The organism is Micromonospora wenchangensis, from assembly GCF_002210435.1.
GTDB lineage: Bacteria > Actinomycetota > Actinomycetes > Mycobacteriales > Micromonosporaceae > Micromonospora > Micromonospora wenchangensis.
Window position 1 is genome coordinate 1 of sequence record NZ_MZMV01000107.1, and the last position, 14,210, is coordinate 14,210.

At 74.1% G+C, this 14,210-nt stretch carries 15 protein-coding genes; 8 read left to right on the forward strand and 7 right to left on the reverse strand.

Annotated elements, in window-relative coordinates; genetic code table 11:
* The first annotated feature begins 10 nt into the window (after positions 1–10).
* Positions 11–4,222 carry a type I polyketide synthase gene (locus tag B5D80_RS31730; RefSeq protein WP_088647615.1) on the forward strand — a complete coding sequence of 1,404 codons (4,212 nt, stop codon included), beginning with the start codon at positions 11–13 and terminating at the stop codon, positions 4,220–4,222.
* A gap of 168 nt (positions 4,223–4,390) precedes the next feature.
* Here B5D80_RS31730 and B5D80_RS31735 read toward each other — a convergent pair whose 3' ends face one another.
* Positions 4,391–5,215 carry an SDR family NAD(P)-dependent oxidoreductase gene (locus B5D80_RS31735; protein WP_088647616.1) on the reverse strand — a complete coding sequence of 275 codons (825 nt, stop codon included), beginning with the start codon at positions 5,213–5,215 and terminating at the stop codon, positions 4,391–4,393.
* Positions 5,216–5,333: 118 nt separating this feature from the next.
* Between B5D80_RS31735 and B5D80_RS31740 the strand changes: the two genes are divergently transcribed.
* On the forward strand, positions 5,334–5,759 hold the full coding sequence (locus tag B5D80_RS31740; protein ID WP_088647617.1) for a winged helix-turn-helix transcriptional regulator: 426 nt from the start codon (positions 5,334–5,336) through the stop codon (positions 5,757–5,759).
* Positions 5,760–5,888: 129 nt separating this feature from the next.
* Here the strand turns inward: B5D80_RS31740 and B5D80_RS31745 are convergent, their stop codons facing one another.
* The 3 genes from B5D80_RS31745 to B5D80_RS31755 all read right to left on the reverse strand — a co-directional run bounded on the left by B5D80_RS31745 (position 5,889) and on the right by B5D80_RS31755 (position 8,063).
* Positions 5,889–6,389, reverse strand: coding sequence for a hemerythrin domain-containing protein (locus tag B5D80_RS31745; RefSeq protein WP_088647618.1), 501 nt, complete (start codon positions 6,387–6,389; stop codon positions 5,889–5,891).
* An 89-nt stretch (positions 6,390–6,478) separates the two neighbouring features.
* Complete coding sequence (locus B5D80_RS31750; protein ID WP_088647619.1) at positions 6,479–7,348, reverse strand: NAD(P)H-hydrate dehydratase; 870 nt, start codon at positions 7,346–7,348, stop codon at positions 6,479–6,481.
* Entirely contained in the window at positions 7,332–8,063 is a 732-nt protein-coding gene (locus B5D80_RS31755; protein WP_088647620.1) for a histidine phosphatase family protein, read from the reverse strand. The genes B5D80_RS31750 and B5D80_RS31755 overlap by 17 nt, the downstream gene beginning before the upstream one ends.
* 203 nt (positions 8,064–8,266) lie before the next feature.
* Here B5D80_RS31755 and B5D80_RS31760 point away from each other — a divergent pair, with 203 nt between their 5' ends.
* Positions 8,267–8,812, forward strand: a complete 546-nt coding sequence (locus B5D80_RS31760; protein ID WP_088647621.1) for a hypothetical protein — start codon at positions 8,267–8,269, stop codon at positions 8,810–8,812.
* Between the two features lie 10 nt (positions 8,813–8,822).
* On the opposite strand, the gene B5D80_RS31765 is transcribed toward B5D80_RS31760, so the two are convergent.
* Entirely contained in the window at positions 8,823–9,443 is a 621-nt protein-coding gene (locus tag B5D80_RS31765; RefSeq protein WP_088647622.1) for an L-threonylcarbamoyladenylate synthase, read from the reverse strand.
* A 10-nt stretch (positions 9,444–9,453) separates the two neighbouring features.
* A complete protein-coding gene (locus tag B5D80_RS33225) occupies positions 9,454–9,648 on the reverse strand; it encodes a hypothetical protein (RefSeq protein ID WP_144081830.1) in 195 nt (64 codons plus the stop codon).
* A 162-nt stretch (positions 9,649–9,810) separates the two neighbouring features.
* On the opposite strand from B5D80_RS33225, the gene B5D80_RS31775 reads away from it, so the two are divergent.
* Both B5D80_RS31775 and B5D80_RS31780 read left to right on the forward strand, forming a co-directional pair.
* Positions 9,811–10,023, forward strand: a complete 213-nt coding sequence (locus B5D80_RS31775; protein WP_088647624.1) for a helix-turn-helix transcriptional regulator — start codon at positions 9,811–9,813, stop codon at positions 10,021–10,023.
* Between the two features lie 39 nt (positions 10,024–10,062).
* Entirely contained in the window at positions 10,063–11,034 is a 972-nt protein-coding gene (locus B5D80_RS31780; RefSeq protein ID WP_088647628.1) for a DNA polymerase domain-containing protein, read from the forward strand.
* Positions 11,035–11,055: 21 nt separating this feature from the next.
* On the opposite strand, the gene B5D80_RS31785 is transcribed toward B5D80_RS31780, so the two are convergent.
* Positions 11,056–11,562 carry an Lrp/AsnC family transcriptional regulator gene (locus B5D80_RS31785; protein ID WP_088647625.1) on the reverse strand — a complete coding sequence of 169 codons (507 nt, stop codon included), beginning with the start codon at positions 11,560–11,562 and terminating at the stop codon, positions 11,056–11,058.
* A gap of 72 nt (positions 11,563–11,634) precedes the next feature.
* Here B5D80_RS31785 and pdhA point away from each other — a divergent pair, with 72 nt between their 5' ends.
* The 3 genes from pdhA to B5D80_RS31800 all read left to right on the forward strand — a co-directional run.
* Complete coding sequence (gene pdhA, locus B5D80_RS31790) at positions 11,635–12,834, forward strand: pyruvate dehydrogenase (acetyl-transferring) E1 component subunit alpha (protein ID WP_211291722.1); 1,200 nt, start codon at positions 11,635–11,637, stop codon at positions 12,832–12,834.
* Positions 12,834–13,850 (forward strand): alpha-ketoacid dehydrogenase subunit beta, encoded by a 1,017-nt coding sequence (locus tag B5D80_RS31795; RefSeq protein WP_088647627.1) that lies wholly within the window; start codon positions 12,834–12,836, stop codon positions 13,848–13,850. Before pdhA ends, B5D80_RS31795 begins: the two co-directional genes overlap by 1 nt.
* A partial coding sequence (locus tag B5D80_RS31800) for a biotin/lipoyl-containing protein (protein ID WP_342747161.1) occupies positions 13,847–14,210 on the forward strand: 364 nt, incomplete at its 3' end. The genes B5D80_RS31795 and B5D80_RS31800, both read left to right, overlap by 4 nt.

A 14,210-nucleotide genomic window follows, 5' to 3' on the forward strand; every position in this document is an offset into this window, starting at 1 on the left:
GTCGGGTGGGGTGCGGTTGTTGACGCGGGCGCGGCCGTGGGTGCGGGGTGGTCGTCCGCGTCGTGCCGGCGTCTCCTCCTTCGGTATCAGCGGGACGAATGCTCATGTGATCATCGAGGAGGCACCCGACGACCCCGAACCGGCCGACCGGGCGACCGACGACCGGCCGGACCCGGCCACGCCCCTGCCGGTGCTGCTGTCGGCGCGGTCGCCCGAGGCGCTGCGGGCCCAGGCCGACCGGTTGTACCACCACCTGACCGATCGACCCGAGCTGCCGTTGCCGGACGTCGCCCGCGCCCTGGGGCTGACCCGGTCCGCCTTCGACCACCGGGCGGCGATCACGGCCACCGACCGGGAGACCCTGCTCGACGGGCTCGGCACGGTCGCCCGGACCGGCGGCGGGGCCGTCGTCACCGCCGCCCGGCTGGCCGTCCTCTTCTCCGGGCAGGGCTCCCAGCGGCCGGGGATGACCCGCGACCTGTACGCCGCCCACCCGACCTACGCACGCGCCCTCGACGAGGTCTGTGCCGCGTTCGACGGCCACCTCGACCGTCCCCTCGCCGAGGTGATCTTCGCGGCGGATCCCGACGACGCGGCCCTGCTGCACCAGACGGCCTACACCCAGGCGGCCCTGTTCGCCGTCGAGGTGGCCCTCTACCGGCTGGTCGAATCCTGGGGCATCGTGCCGGGGCACCTCGTCGGGCACTCGATCGGGGAACTCGTCGCGGCACACGTCGCGGGGGTGCTGTCCCTGCCTGACGCCGTCCGCCTGGTCGCCGCCCGGGGACGCCTCATGCAGCAGTTGCCGCCGGGTGGCGCGATGGTCGCGGTGCAGACCGGCGAGGAGGCCGCCCGTGCCCTCATCGACGACGACCGGTCGGTGAGCGTCGCCGCCGTCAACGCCCCCACCGCCGTCGTCCTCGCCGGCGACGAGGAGGCGGTCCTGCGGGTCGCGGAGCGACTGGCGGCGGCCGGTCACAAGACCAGACGGCTCACCGTCAGCCATGCCTTCCACTCGGCGCGGATGGACCCGATGCTCGACGAGTTCCGCCGGGTGGCCGAAACGGTCACCTACGCGCAACCGCGGCTCCCGGTCGTGTCCAACCTCAGCGGCGCGCTGGCCGGCCCGGGTGAGCTCACCACCGCCGACTACTGGGTGCGGCACGTCCGGCACGCGGTGCGGTTCGCGGACGGGGTGGCCGAACTGCGCCGCCTCGGTGCCGACGTGTTCCTCGAGATCGGGCCCGGCGCGGTGCTCACCCCCATGGTGACCGAGTGTCTCGACGCCGAGCCCGACGGCCCCCCGTCGCTCGTCGTCGCGGCGCTGCGGGCGGACCGTCCGGACCCGGTCGCGGTCACCGACGCGGTCGGCCGGCTGTGGGCCCACGGCGTCGGCATGGACCTGGCTGCCGTCCTGCCGCCCGCCGGGCTCGCGCCCCTGCCGACGTACGCGTTCCAGCGGGAGCACTTCTGGCTGCGGCCCGGCGCCGACGTCTGGGACCCGGCCGACGCCGGGCTGGAGGCCCCGGCCCATCCGCTGCTCGCCGCGACCGTCGCCCTGGCCGGCGGGGGCGTCGTGCACACCGGGCGGCTCGCCGGGCGCGACGGCTCCTGGCTCGCCGACCACACCGTCCTCGACCGCCCGGTCCTTCCCGGCGGCGCGGTCGCCGACCTGCTGCTGTCCGCTGTCGTCGGCGTCGGCGACCCGGGGTTCACCGAGCTGACCCTCGCCGCGCCCCTGGTGATCCCCGCCCGGGACCGGCTCGACGTGCAGGTCCGGGTGGGGGAGCAGGACGAGCGGGGCCGGCGGGCGGTCAGCCTGCACGCCCGGCGCGCGGCACACGGCCCGTGGACCGAGTACGCCCACGGCCGGACGGACGCCGCTCCGGTGCCTGCCACCGGGGACCTGCCCGCCACCTGGCCGCCGCGCGACGCCACGCCCGTCTCCCCGGCCGCCTGCTACGACCGCCTGGCGGACCTGGGTCTGGCGTACGGCCCCGCCCACCGCGTCGTGTCCGCCGCCTGGCGGGCCGGTGAGCACGTCTACGCGGAACTCGACGCGACCTCCGCCACCGCACCCGGTGCCGCCCTGGAGGCGCTGACCGTGCTGACCGGCGGTGGCGTCGTACGGCAGTGGCACGACCTGCGCCGTTCAGACGCCGGTGAACCGGTCCGACTGGTGTTCCGGAGGGACGGGGACGCGGCCGCCGACGTGGTGCTGGCCGACGCGCACGGCCGGGTGGTGCTGCGCGCGGCCCGGGTGACCTTCACCCTGCCGGAGCCCTGGGCCGAGCCGGACGACGACCGGCGCGACCTGCTCTACCGGTTGAGCCTCGTGCCCTACCGCCTTCCGGCGCGGCGCGGGTCGGCGCGGGTCGCCGTCGTCGGCGATCCGACCGCGTTCCCGGTGCTGCGTGGGCTGGACGCGGTGGCCGTGCCCCGGCTGGCGGAACTCGGTGCGGACCGGCCGGAGGTCGTCGTCGCCCCGGTCGGGGTGCCGGCGGGACCGCCCAGTGGGGTGTCGGCGCGCGCCGCGACGACGACGGTGCTGCACCTCGTCCGCGAGTGGCTTGCCGACGAGGACCGGGCCGGCACCCTGGTCGTGCTGACCCGCCATGCCCTGTCCGGCCCGGCCGACGGCAGCCGGATCGACCCGGCGCACGCCGCCGTCTGGGGACTGCTCCGGGCGGCGCAGGCTGAACAGCCCGACCGGTTCGTCCTGGTGGACGTGGACGACGCGGTGCCGGCGACCGCCCTCGACCTGGCCCTGGCCGCACCGGAACCGCAGTTGGTGCTGCGGGGCAGCCAGGCGTTCGTGCCCCGGCTCACCCTGGCCGACGTGCCGTCCGGGGCGTCGACGGCACCGTTCGACCCGGCCGGCACGGTCCTGCTCACCGGCGGCACCGGGGGGCTCGGCCGGGAACTCGCCAGGCACCTGGTCGCCACGTCGGGTGTCCGGCACCTGGTGCTGGTCGGCCGGCAGGGGGCTGCCGCCCCCGGCGCGTCCGAGCTGTGCGCCGAACTCGGCGACCTGGGTGCCGAGGTCACCGTCGCCGCCTGTGACCTGGCCGATCCGGCACAGGTACGGGACCTGGTCGCCGCGGTTGCGGCGGCGCATCCCCTGACGGCCGTGGTGCACGCCGCCGGGGTCAACCGGGACAGCGTGCTCGCCGCCATGACCGACGAGCAGGTCGACGAGGTCTTCCGCGCCAAGGTGGACGCGGTGCTCAACCTGCACGAGGCGACGGCGGACGCCCCGCTCGCGGCGTTCGTGCTGTTCTCCTCGGCCTCCGGCATTCTGGGTGGACCGGGTCAGGGCAACTACGCGGCGGCCAACGCGTTCCTCGACGCGTTCGCCGTGCACCGCGCGGCACTCGGCCTGCCCGCCCAGTCTCTCGCCTGGGGGCTGTGGCGGGAGCGGGCCGGGATGGCCGGCAAGCTCACCGAGGCCGATCTGCACCGGATGCGTCGGGGTGGCATCGCGCCGCTGGACACCGCCGACGGGCTCGCCCTGTTCGACCTGTCCCTGCGGACCGGCGAACCGGGCCTGGTTCCGCTCCGGTTGGACGTCGCCGCCCTGCGTGTGGCGGCCCGCACCGCGCCGGTCAGCCCGCCGCTGCGGGACCTGGCACCGCACCTCCCGGCGACGGCGTCGGGCGGAACGCCATCGCCGGGGGCGGCGGCCTCCCGCTCCGACCTGCTGGCCGGGCTGTCCGGGGCCGACCGGGAACGCGCCCTGGTGGACCTGGTCGGCGAGTGTGCCGCAGGCGTCCTGGGCCACGCCACCGCCGCGGCGATCGATCCGCACCGCGGCTTCCTGGAGCAGGGCGTGGATTCGTTGACGGCGGTGGAGTTGCGCAACCGGCTGGCCACCGAGGTGGGCCGGAAGCTACCCACGACTGTGGTGTTCGACCATCCCTCGCCTGGTGAACTCGCCGCGTACCTGGGCACGCTGTTCGTCGACGAGGCGTCCCCGGCGGGACCGGCGGCGCTGTCGGTGGAGCTGGACCGGGTCGCCGTGGCGCTGGGCGCGGCCCAGCCGGACGCGCAGGGGCATGCCGAGATCACCAGGCGCATCGAGCAGCTTCTGCAGAGCTGGCAGGAACGGTCGCCCGGGGGTGGGACGGGGGACGCCGACGAGCAGCGCTCCATCGACCTGGACTCGGCCTCCCTGGACGAGGTGCTCGGCTTCATCAACGACGAGTTCGGCTACTCGCAGTGACCTGGCACCGATCCTGGTCACCGCCGTGCCGACGGCCCCACGGGGGCCGTCGGCACGGCGGGCCGGAGTCACTGCGACCGGTGTCGCACGCACGTCAGGGGCCGCCCGGCGGGGGATGGCCGGGCGGCCCCTGACGTGTGCCGGGGGTGGCGGGGGGAGCTTGGTGGATCAGGAGCCCTGGTCGGCGGTGAGGCGGGCGAGCAGCTCGTCCGTCATCGTGCCCAGACGGCGGGCGTCGGCGGGATCGAGCGTCTTGGTGGACAGGGGAACCGGCTTGCCCTGGTTGCTGGCGGTCAGCGCGTCCGACGGCGGCTTCTCGATCCACTCCACGATGGGGTGGATCGACTTCTCGACCGGCTTGGCGAAGACCGACGCCGCCCGGATCAGCCCACGGATCGCCGCCGGCATGGTGGACAGGTCGCCGCTGCGGGTGAAGCCGGGGTGGTAGAGCACGTACCGCGCCCGGGAGCCGGACCGCTCGGCGAAGTCCACCCCGAGCAGGTCGTTCGCCCGGCCGGCCTGCAACTGCGCGTCGACCATGCCGTACTTCTGGGCGAGCTGGAGGTCGTCCCAGTGGATCGAACCCTTGGTGATGCCGACGCCGGCCACGTTGACGATGACCGGCCGTTCGGCAGCGTCGAGCTGCTCGCGCAGGCCGTGGCTGAGGAGGTAACGGCTCAGGTAGTACAGCGCGAAGGTCTGCTCCAGACCTTCGGCGGTGACCGTCCGCTTGGGCGACTGCCGGTTGGCGAACAACGCCAGGGCATCGATCTTGGGCCAACGCTCCTTGATGGTGTCGATGACCTTGCGCGTCGCCGCGACCGAGCTGAGATCCGCCTGGAGGAAGTGCACCCGGTCGGAGAGCGCCTGCACGGCCTGCCCCTTGGCGGGGTTGCTGCCGATGGCGATGACCTCGTCCCCACGCCGGAGCCGGGCCTCGAGCGTGCCCCGCCCCATGCCGTCCGTTCCGCCGCTGATGACTGTGACGCGCATACAATCCCTTCTTACGGTTACCGGTCAGTGACCTGATGGTGGTGCCTGGCCTGCGACCTTCGACAGCAGACGGCACCATCCTCTTCGGCCTTCACGACCGAGGGAAGAAGGCAGTTACATGTCCCCAACGCACACGGATGTTCGTTCCCTGGTGGGAGCGGCCCTGGAGACGCCCGTGCCGGCCGACGAGTACGACCGATGCCCGGTGACCGAGGTGATGCGGCTGATGAGCGACAAGTGGACCGTCATCGTGCTGGTCCTGCTGGGCCGTCAGCCGTACCGCTTCAACGAGCTGCACCGCGCCATCGACGGGATCAGCCAACGCATGCTGACCCGCACCCTGCGCGGTCTGGAATCGGCAGGCCTGGTCCTGCGCGAGGTCCATCCCACCGTCCCGCCCAGCGTCGAGTACCGGCTCACCCCCCTCGGGCAGAGCCTGCTCGGCCCGCTGTCCGGTCTCGCCGACTGGGCGGTCACCAACGAGGCCGCGCTCGCCGCCGGCCGGCACCCGGTCGCCGCCGCGACGTCGTCCGGGCCGCACTGACCGGCCCACGCTGACCGAGCCGGGCGGGCCGCAACCGCGGCGTCCCTCCCGACCGCGCCGACGACGCCGCGAGGGGCCCGACCGGCTGGTCGGGCCCCTCGGGGACGAGGTGCGGGTCGAACGGGCGGGTCAGGCGGTGGTGGCGTGCCGGGCGCTCCTGACCGCCTCCGGGTCGCTGGGGGAGCGGGGGGCGTCCGGGCGCAGTGCGATCATCCGCTCGCCGATCTCCTGGAGCTGGTTGCGGCCGAGCGCCTCCCGTACCTTCGGGAACCACTCCTGCTCCTCCTCCTCGACGTGGTGCTCGACGTTCTCGATCAGCACCGTGGTCTTGGCGACGAAGTGGTCGTCGGAGGCGTCCATCGCGGCCAGTTCGGCGCAGAGCACGTCGGCGACGTGGTGCTCCTCGTACGACTCCAGGATGTCGTCCTCGAGGTCCGGCAGGAGCTTGCGGACCTCCGGGTACATCACCTCGTTCTCGAGGTAGGTGTGGGTGGTCAGGGCGGCCACGATCTCGTCGACCAGCTTCCGGCGGCGGCTGACCGGCCCCTCCTGCGCCTTCTCGAACTCGCGGAACAGGCGGCGCATCTCCTTGTGGTCCTCTTTGAGCAGGACGATGGCGTCGGTGGACACCGGCAGACCTCCTTGATCGGCTGACGGCAATCCCGGTACCCCGGGATGAACTGCGCAAACAGCTCGCGGTCGGCGAATGTCCGACACCCTCAGACGGTGGCGATGGTGTGCGGGATCTCGTCGAGCAGCTCCCGGGCCAGGAACCCGATCCGGCCGAACCGGGGCACCAGCCGCTGCCCGCTGACCGCGTGCACCCACGCCGCCCAGCAGGCCGCCTGGGCCGGCTCCGCGCCCCGGGAGAGCAGCCCGGCGAGCAGGCCCGCCCGCACGTCGCCGCTGCCCGAGGTGCCCAGCCCGGCGTCGCCGCTCTCCTCCCGCCAGCCCCGGCCGTCGGGGGTGGCGATGTGGCCGTACAGGGAGACCACCGCCTCGTACCGGCGGGCCAGCTCACGGGACTCGGCGTCCAGGTCGTCGCCGGGGTCCCGGCCGAGCAGGTGCCGGGCCTCGGTGAGGTTCGGGGTCAGCACCACCTTCCGGTCCGCGCCGACCAGCAGGTCCGGTTCGTGGCTGAGCGCGCCCAGCGCGTACGCGTCGAAGACCAGCGCGGTGCGCGGCCCGGCCGCCGACAGCACCAGGCGCAGCAGCGCGCGGGACTGGTCGATGTCGTTGAGGCCCGGCCCGACGGTGACCACGTCGGCCTGTCCGACCAGGTCACCGAGCCGGTCGCCCGGGTCACCGGCGACCGCGCCGTCGGTGGTCTCCGGCAGGCCGACCACCATCGCCTCGGGTACCTGGATGCTCAACGCGGCGGCGGTGGACTCGGCGGCGGCCAGTTGCAGCACGCCCGCCCCGGCGCGCAGCGCGGCCACCCCGGCCAGCAGCACCGCCCCCGGGGTGAACCGGGAGCCGCCGACGACCAGGACGGTGCCCCGGTTGTCCTTGCCGCCGGTCGGCACCGGCAGCGCCCAGTCCCGCAGCAGTCCCGGGGTGATGACCCGGGTTTCAGACCGGTTCGGCATGGATCTCGTCCTCCGTGGTGGGTGGTGCGCCGTGCGCGTGCAGGTGGGTGACGTCGTTGAAGGTCTGCGGGACGAGCCGGCCGGTGGCGTCGGCCGACCAGCCGGTCACCGAGCAGTTGGCGATGACGTGCTCCCGGGTCAACCCCATCAGCTCCGCCTCGGTCAGCCCCTCCACCAGGTAGCGGAGCAGGAACACCAGGGCGTCGTGCCCGAACAGCAGCACCCGCCGCCCCGGGTGGTCGCGGCGCAGGTCGCCGAGGAGGGTACGCAGCCGCAGCGCCACGTCGGTCCAGGATTCGCCGCCCGGCGGCCGGTAGTAGAACTTGCCGAGCCGCTGCCGCCGGGCCGCCTCGTCGGGGTGCCGCCGGGCCACCCCGTGCCCGGTCAACCCGTCGAGGATGCCCAGTTCCCGGTCGCGCAGCCGCTCGTCGACGCTGGCCGGGATTCCGGTGCCGGCCAGCGCCAGTTCCGCCGTCCGCACCGCCCGCAGGTACGGCGAGACGACCGCCACGTCGGGACGCTGTTCCGCCGGCAGGCCGGCCAGCCACCGGGCGGTCGCCCGCGCCTGCTCCTCACCGGTGTCCGACAGCGGCACGTCGGCGTCGCGGTGGGTCAGGTCGATCAGCTCGACGCCTGCCGCCTCGGCCGCCGACGCGGCGACGTTCGCCGTGCTCTCCCCGTGCCGGACGATCCACAGCGCCCCCAGTTCCGCCATGGCCCCATGCCTACCCCCGCCCCGACCCCGGTAACCCCGCCCCCTGGCGGGTCGGCCCCGTGGGGTTGGGCACCCAGCGACGTCGCCGAAGTTGCGGTGTCCGGGCCGGTGAATACCGCTACTTCGGCGACCTGGAGCCGATCATGTGGGGTGACCGTCGGTCCGGGGACGGACCGTCGCCGGAGGATGGGTACCCTGCCCGCGTGGACGGTGGGGCGGACGGCGAACGGTTGGCGGCATCGCTCACCGCCTGGCTGGACCGGCTCGAATTCGTCGACCTGGGCACCGACGAGGTGACCGCGCGGATCATCGACGCCGCGGCGGCCTGGGCCGCCGCGCAGGGCTGGCGGTCCTACCGTCGGGCGGCGAGCGTGCTGCCGCTGCCCCCGCCGATGACCGACCGCCACTCGGTGCTGGACGTGGCCTGTGCCCGCCGGGACGGGCCGCCCGTGGTGATCGAGGTCGACCACACCGACCGGCGGCGCACCTGGGAGAAGCTCACGGCGGAGACCGCCGCCGGCCGGGTCGCCCTCTGGGTGCGCTGGGGTCCGGGGCGGTTCGCCGCGCCGCCGGCCCCGATCCACCTGGTCACCTGCGAGGTGTCCCGGCACTCCGGGCCGCCGGGAGCGGGCCGCCGGCACAGCCGGACGACGGGTCCCGCCCGGCCGGCACCCGTGCACTCCGCCCGTGACGTCGACCCGGTCGTGGAGCCGCTGCCGCTTCCGTCGGCGGACCCCGGTTCGTCCTGACCGGACGGGACTACTCGAAGCGGGTCGGGTCGCCCGCGCCGTAGCGGACGATCTCCGGCTCGTCGGTGGAGAAGTCGACCACGGTGGTGGGCAGGGTGCCGCACTCGCCGGAGTCGATCACCGCGTCGACGGCGTGGTCGAGCCGTTCCTTGATCTCCCAGCCCTGGGTCATCGGTTCGGTCTCACCGGGCAGCAGCAGGGTGCTCGACACCAGCGGCTCGCCCAGCGCCGCCAGCAGCGCCTGCGCGACCGGGTGGTCGGGGATGCGTACCCCGACTGTCTTCTTCCTGGGGTGCAGCAGCCGGCGCGGCACCTCCTTGGTGGCGGGCAGGATGAAGGTGTAGCTGCCCGGGGTGGCCGCCTTCAGCGACCGGAACACCGCATTGTTGATCTGCACGAACTGGCCGAGCTGCGCGAAGTCGCGACACACCAGCGTGAAGTGGTGCTTGCTGTCCAGGTGCCGGATCTCCCGGATCCGGTCGAGGCCGTCCCGGTTGCCCAGTTGGCAGCCGAGCGCGAAGCACGAGTCGGTCGGGTAGGCGACCAGGCCGTCGGCCCGCAGCAGGTCGACCACCCGGGCGATCGTCCGGGGCTGCGGGTTCTCCGGGTGTACGTCGAGATAGCTCGCCATGGCGGCGAGCCTAGTGGGGCAGCGGCGGCGGTCGCCGGTGAGCCCGGAGTACGTCGCGCGCCCAGGTCAACATGTGGCATCCGTCGTCGCGGCACTGGAGGCACCGGCGCGGGGGTGGTGGCCCCTCCGGCGTCTCGTGGTGCTGCGCCACCACCCGCTGCGCGGTCCAGATGACCAGGGCGGGCGTGACCGGTCCGTCGTCCATCGGCATGGGACCCCTCCCGGGCACGGGCAGATCCGGGCACCGATCCCCGATCAGGCACCCGGACCGCCGCCGGATGTGCCCCACCAGCATCACCTGCAACGTACACACCGTCAAGGTTGCAAGTGGCAACGTGTGCACGGCGCACGTACATACGGTCGCAGCGTGAGACTCGTGGCCCTCTCCGACATCGCGGACATGCTCGGTGGCGTGTCGCGCACCAGGGCCACCGAGATCACCAACCGCCCGACCTTCCCACCGCCGCTCGACACGGTGGCCAGCGGCAAGGTCCGCGTCTGGGACCGGGCGGCGGTCGACGCGTGGATCAGGCAGTACCGGCCGAACCAACCGCGTGGCGCGGACGACGACGAACGCTGAACGGCTCCGGGTGTCGGGGGTGGCCGTTACCGTGTGAGCGTGGCGACGGCGGCCGAGGAGATCCAGGTGGGGGAGCGGCTGGTCCGCGTCTCCAGCCCCGACAAGCCCTACTTTCCCGAGCGCGGCCTGACCAAGCGGGACGTGGTCGGCTACTTCCTGGCCGTCGGCGACGGCATCCTGCGCGCCCTGCGGGACCGCCCGACGATGCTGGAGCGCTGGCCGCGCGGCGTGTTCGCCGGGGCGAAGATCGGCACCCGGCAGGACAACCGGGGTGACGCCTTCTACCAGAAGCGGCTCCCGGCCGGCGCCCCCGACTGGGTCCGCACGGCGCACCTCACCTTCCCCAGTGGCCGTACCGCCGACGAGGTCGCGCCGGGCGAGCTGGCGGTGGTGATCTGGGCGGCCAACCTGGGCACCCTGCGGTTCCACCCGTGGCCGGTGACGTCGGCCGACGTGGAGCGTCCCGACCAGCTCCGGATCGACCTGGACCCGATGCCTGGCGTCGGCTTCGACCAGGTGGTGCCGGTGGCGCACGAGGTCCGGGCGTTCCTCGCCGAGCTGGGCATGGTCGGCTACCCCAAGACCACCGGCGGCCGTGGCCTGCACGTCTATCTGTCCATCGAGCCCCGGTGGAGCTTCGGGGAGTGCCGGCGGGCGGTGCTCGCCCTCGGCCACGAGCTGGCGCGGCGGCTGCCCGACCTGGTCACCACCACCTGGTGGCGGGAGCAGCGGGACCGGCCGGTCTTCATCGACTACAACCAGATGGCCCGCGACCACACGGTCACCTCGGCGTACTCGATCCGGCCGACCCCGGCGGCGCTGGTGTCGGCCCCGCTGGACTGGGCGGAGCTGGACGACGCCCGCCCGGAGGACTTCGACGTGCTGAGCATGCCGGCCCGGTTCGCCGAGCGCGGCGACCCGCACGCCGGCCTGGACGGCGACCGCTTCTCACTGGAGCCGCTGCTGGCCCTGGCCGACCGCGCCGGCCTCGCCGCCCCGCCGGAACGCTGACCCACCGCGCCGGGCCGCCACTCAGGCCCAGGGGCTGCCGGCGCCGTCGAACTCGTCGAAGACCAGCCAGGTGCGGGTGGACAGCACCCCGGCGATGCCCTGCACCCGGCTGAGCACCACGTCCCGCAGGGTGGCGTTGTCCGGCGCGCGGACCAGCGCCAGCACGTCGTGTTCCCCGCTGAGCAGCGCCACGTGCTCGATGTAGCGCACCCGGGCCAGCTCCGCCGACACCTCCCGCCAGGTGTTCTGCTGAATGGTCAGGGAGATGTACGCCGAGGTGCCCAGCCCGGCCGGCTCCGGCGCGACCAGTGCCCGGAAGCCGGTCACCACCCCGTCGCGCAGCAGCCGTTCCAGCCGGGCGTACGCGTTGGTGCGCGACACGTGCACCCGTTCGGCGAGGGTGCGCACCGACATCCGGCCGTCGCGGACCAGCTCGGCGAGGATCCGCCGGTCCACCTCGTCCAGCGGCGTGGCCGAACGTCCCGTTCCGCCCGGCCCGGCCCCGGCGGGACTGGTCTCCTGGCCCATCAGCAGCTCCTCCGAATGCCAATCGTCCCGCGTTGGGCGCGCATGTTGAGTCAATCATCCGACGGCAGGAGCATAGGGCCACCACACGTCCAGGAGGTCCCCGCCGTGACGACCACACCCCAGGCGGTCCGCAGGGCATCCCCGCGTACCCGTCGACCGGCCACCCCGGTCGCCCCCGAACCCACCGCCGGCCTGCTCCCGCAGACCGAGCCGGTCCGGCTGCTCGACCCCGACGGCACCCCGCTGCCGCCCCGCGCCGACCTGCCCGAGCCGCCTGTCGAGACGCTGCGCGAGATGTACCGGCGGATGGTCGTCGGCCGGCGCTTCGACGCGCAGTCCACCGCCCTGACCAAGCAGGGCCGGCTCGCCGTCTACCCGTCCTCGCGCGGCCAGGAGGCGTGCCAGGTCGGCGCGGTGCTGGCGCTGCGCGACGACGACTGGGTGTTCCCCACCTACCGGGAGTCGATGGCGCTGACCGCCCGGGGCATCGACCCGGTCGAGGTGCTCACCCTGCTGCGCGGCGACTGGCACTGCGGGTACGACCCGACGGTGGTCCGCACCGCGCCGCAGTGCACCCCGCTGGCGACCCAGTGCGTGCACGCCGCCGGCCTGGCCTACGGCGAGTCCTACCAGGGGCGGGACACCGTCGCGCTGGCCTTCATCGGCGACGGCGCGACAAGCGAGGGCGACTTCCACGAGGGGCTCAACTTCGCCGCCGTGTTCAAGGCCCCGGTCGTCTACTTCGTACAGAACAACAAGTACGCGATCAGCGTCCCGCTGTCCCGGCAGACGGCCGCGCCGAGCCTGGCCTACAAGGGCGTCGGCTACGGGGTGCCCAGCGAGCAGGTCGACGGCAACGACCCGGTGGCCGTCCTGGCGGTGCTGACCCGGGCGGTGGCGCACGCCCGCGCCGGGCACGGGCCGTACCTGGTGGAGGCGCACACCTACCGGATGGAGGCGCACACCAACGCCGACGACGCCACCCGCTACCGGGACCCCGACGAGGTCGAGGCGTGGCGGGGCCGTGACCCGGTGGCCCGGCTGGAGGCGTACCTGCGCAGCCGGGGTGAGCTGGACGACGCGGCGGTCGCGCAGATCGCCGCCGAGGCCGAGGAGTACGCCGCCGAACTGCGGGAGCGGATGCACGCCCAGCCGACCGTCGACCCGCTGAGCCTGTTCGAGCACGTCTACGCCGAGCCGACCCCGCAACTGGTCGAGCAGCGCGAGATGGTTCGGGCCGAGCTGGCCGCCGACGCGGAGGGGGACGCCTGATGGCCACCATGACCATGGCGAAGGCGCTCAACGCCGCGCTCGCCGACGCGATGCTCGACGACGAACGGGTGCTCGTCTTCGGCGAGGACGTCGGGCAGCTCGGCGGGGTCTTCCGGATCACCGACGGGTTGCAGGCCCGGTTCGGTGACAAGCGCTGCTTCGACACCCCGCTGGCCGAGGCCGGCATCGTCGGGTTCGCCGTCGGCCTGGCCATGTCCGGGCTGCGGCCGGTGGTGGAGATGCAGTTCGACGCGTTCGCCTACCCGGCGTTCGAGCAGATCGCCTCACACGTGGCGAAGCTGCGCAACCGCACCCGGGGCGCGCTGAGCGTGCCGATGGTCATCCGGGTGCCGTACGCCGGTGGCATCGGCGGGGTCGAGCACCACTGCGACTCGTCCGAGGCCTACTACGCGCACACCCCCGGGCTGAAGGTGGTCACCCCGGCGACGGTCGAGGACGCGTACTCGCTGCTGCGGGAGGCGATCGCCGACCCGGACCCGGTGGTGTTCCTGGAACCGAAGAAGCTCTACTTCGCCAGCGGCGAGGCCGCGCTGCCGGCCCGGACCGCACCGTTCGGCCGCGCCGTGGTGCGCCGTCCCGGCACCGACGCCACCCTGGTCGCGTACGGCCCGGCGGTGCCGGTGGCGCTGGAGGCCGCCGAGGCCGCCCGGGAGGACGGCTGGGACCTGGAGGTCGTCGACGTACGGACCATCGTGCCGTTCGACGACGCCACCGTCACCGCCTCGGTCCGCCGCACCGGCAGGTGCGTGGTGATCACCGAGGCGCAGGGCTTCGCCGGGGTCGGCGCGGAGATCGCCGCCCGGGTGCAGGAGCGCTGCTTCCACGCCCTGCACGCCCCGGTGCTGCGGGTCGCCGGACTGGACATCCCCTACCCGGCGCCGATGCTGGAGCACACCCACCTGCCCGGGGTGGACCGGGTCCTCGACACCGTGGCCCGCCTCCAGTGGGACGACCGGCCCGACCCGCGCTGGCTGGTGCAGGGGAGCGCGGCGTGAGCGCCCCCACCGCCACCGGCAACCGGGTCTTCCTCCTGCCCGACCTCGGCGAGGGGCTGAGCGAGGCCGAGATCGTCGAGTGGAAGGTCGCCGTCGGTGACGTGGTCACCGTGGACCAGAGCGTGGTGGAGGTGGAGACCGCCAAGGCCGTGGTCGACGTGCCCTGCCCGTACGCCGGGCGGGTCGTCGCCCTGCACGGCGCGGCCGGCGAGACGCGCCCGGTCGGCCAGCCGCTGGTCACCATCGCGCCGGCCGACGGCGGCAACGAGCCCGCCGGGCACGCCACCTACCGCGAGGAGGAGCGGGCCGGCTCCGGCAACGTCCTGATCGGGTACGGCACCGGCCACGGCGGCACCCGGC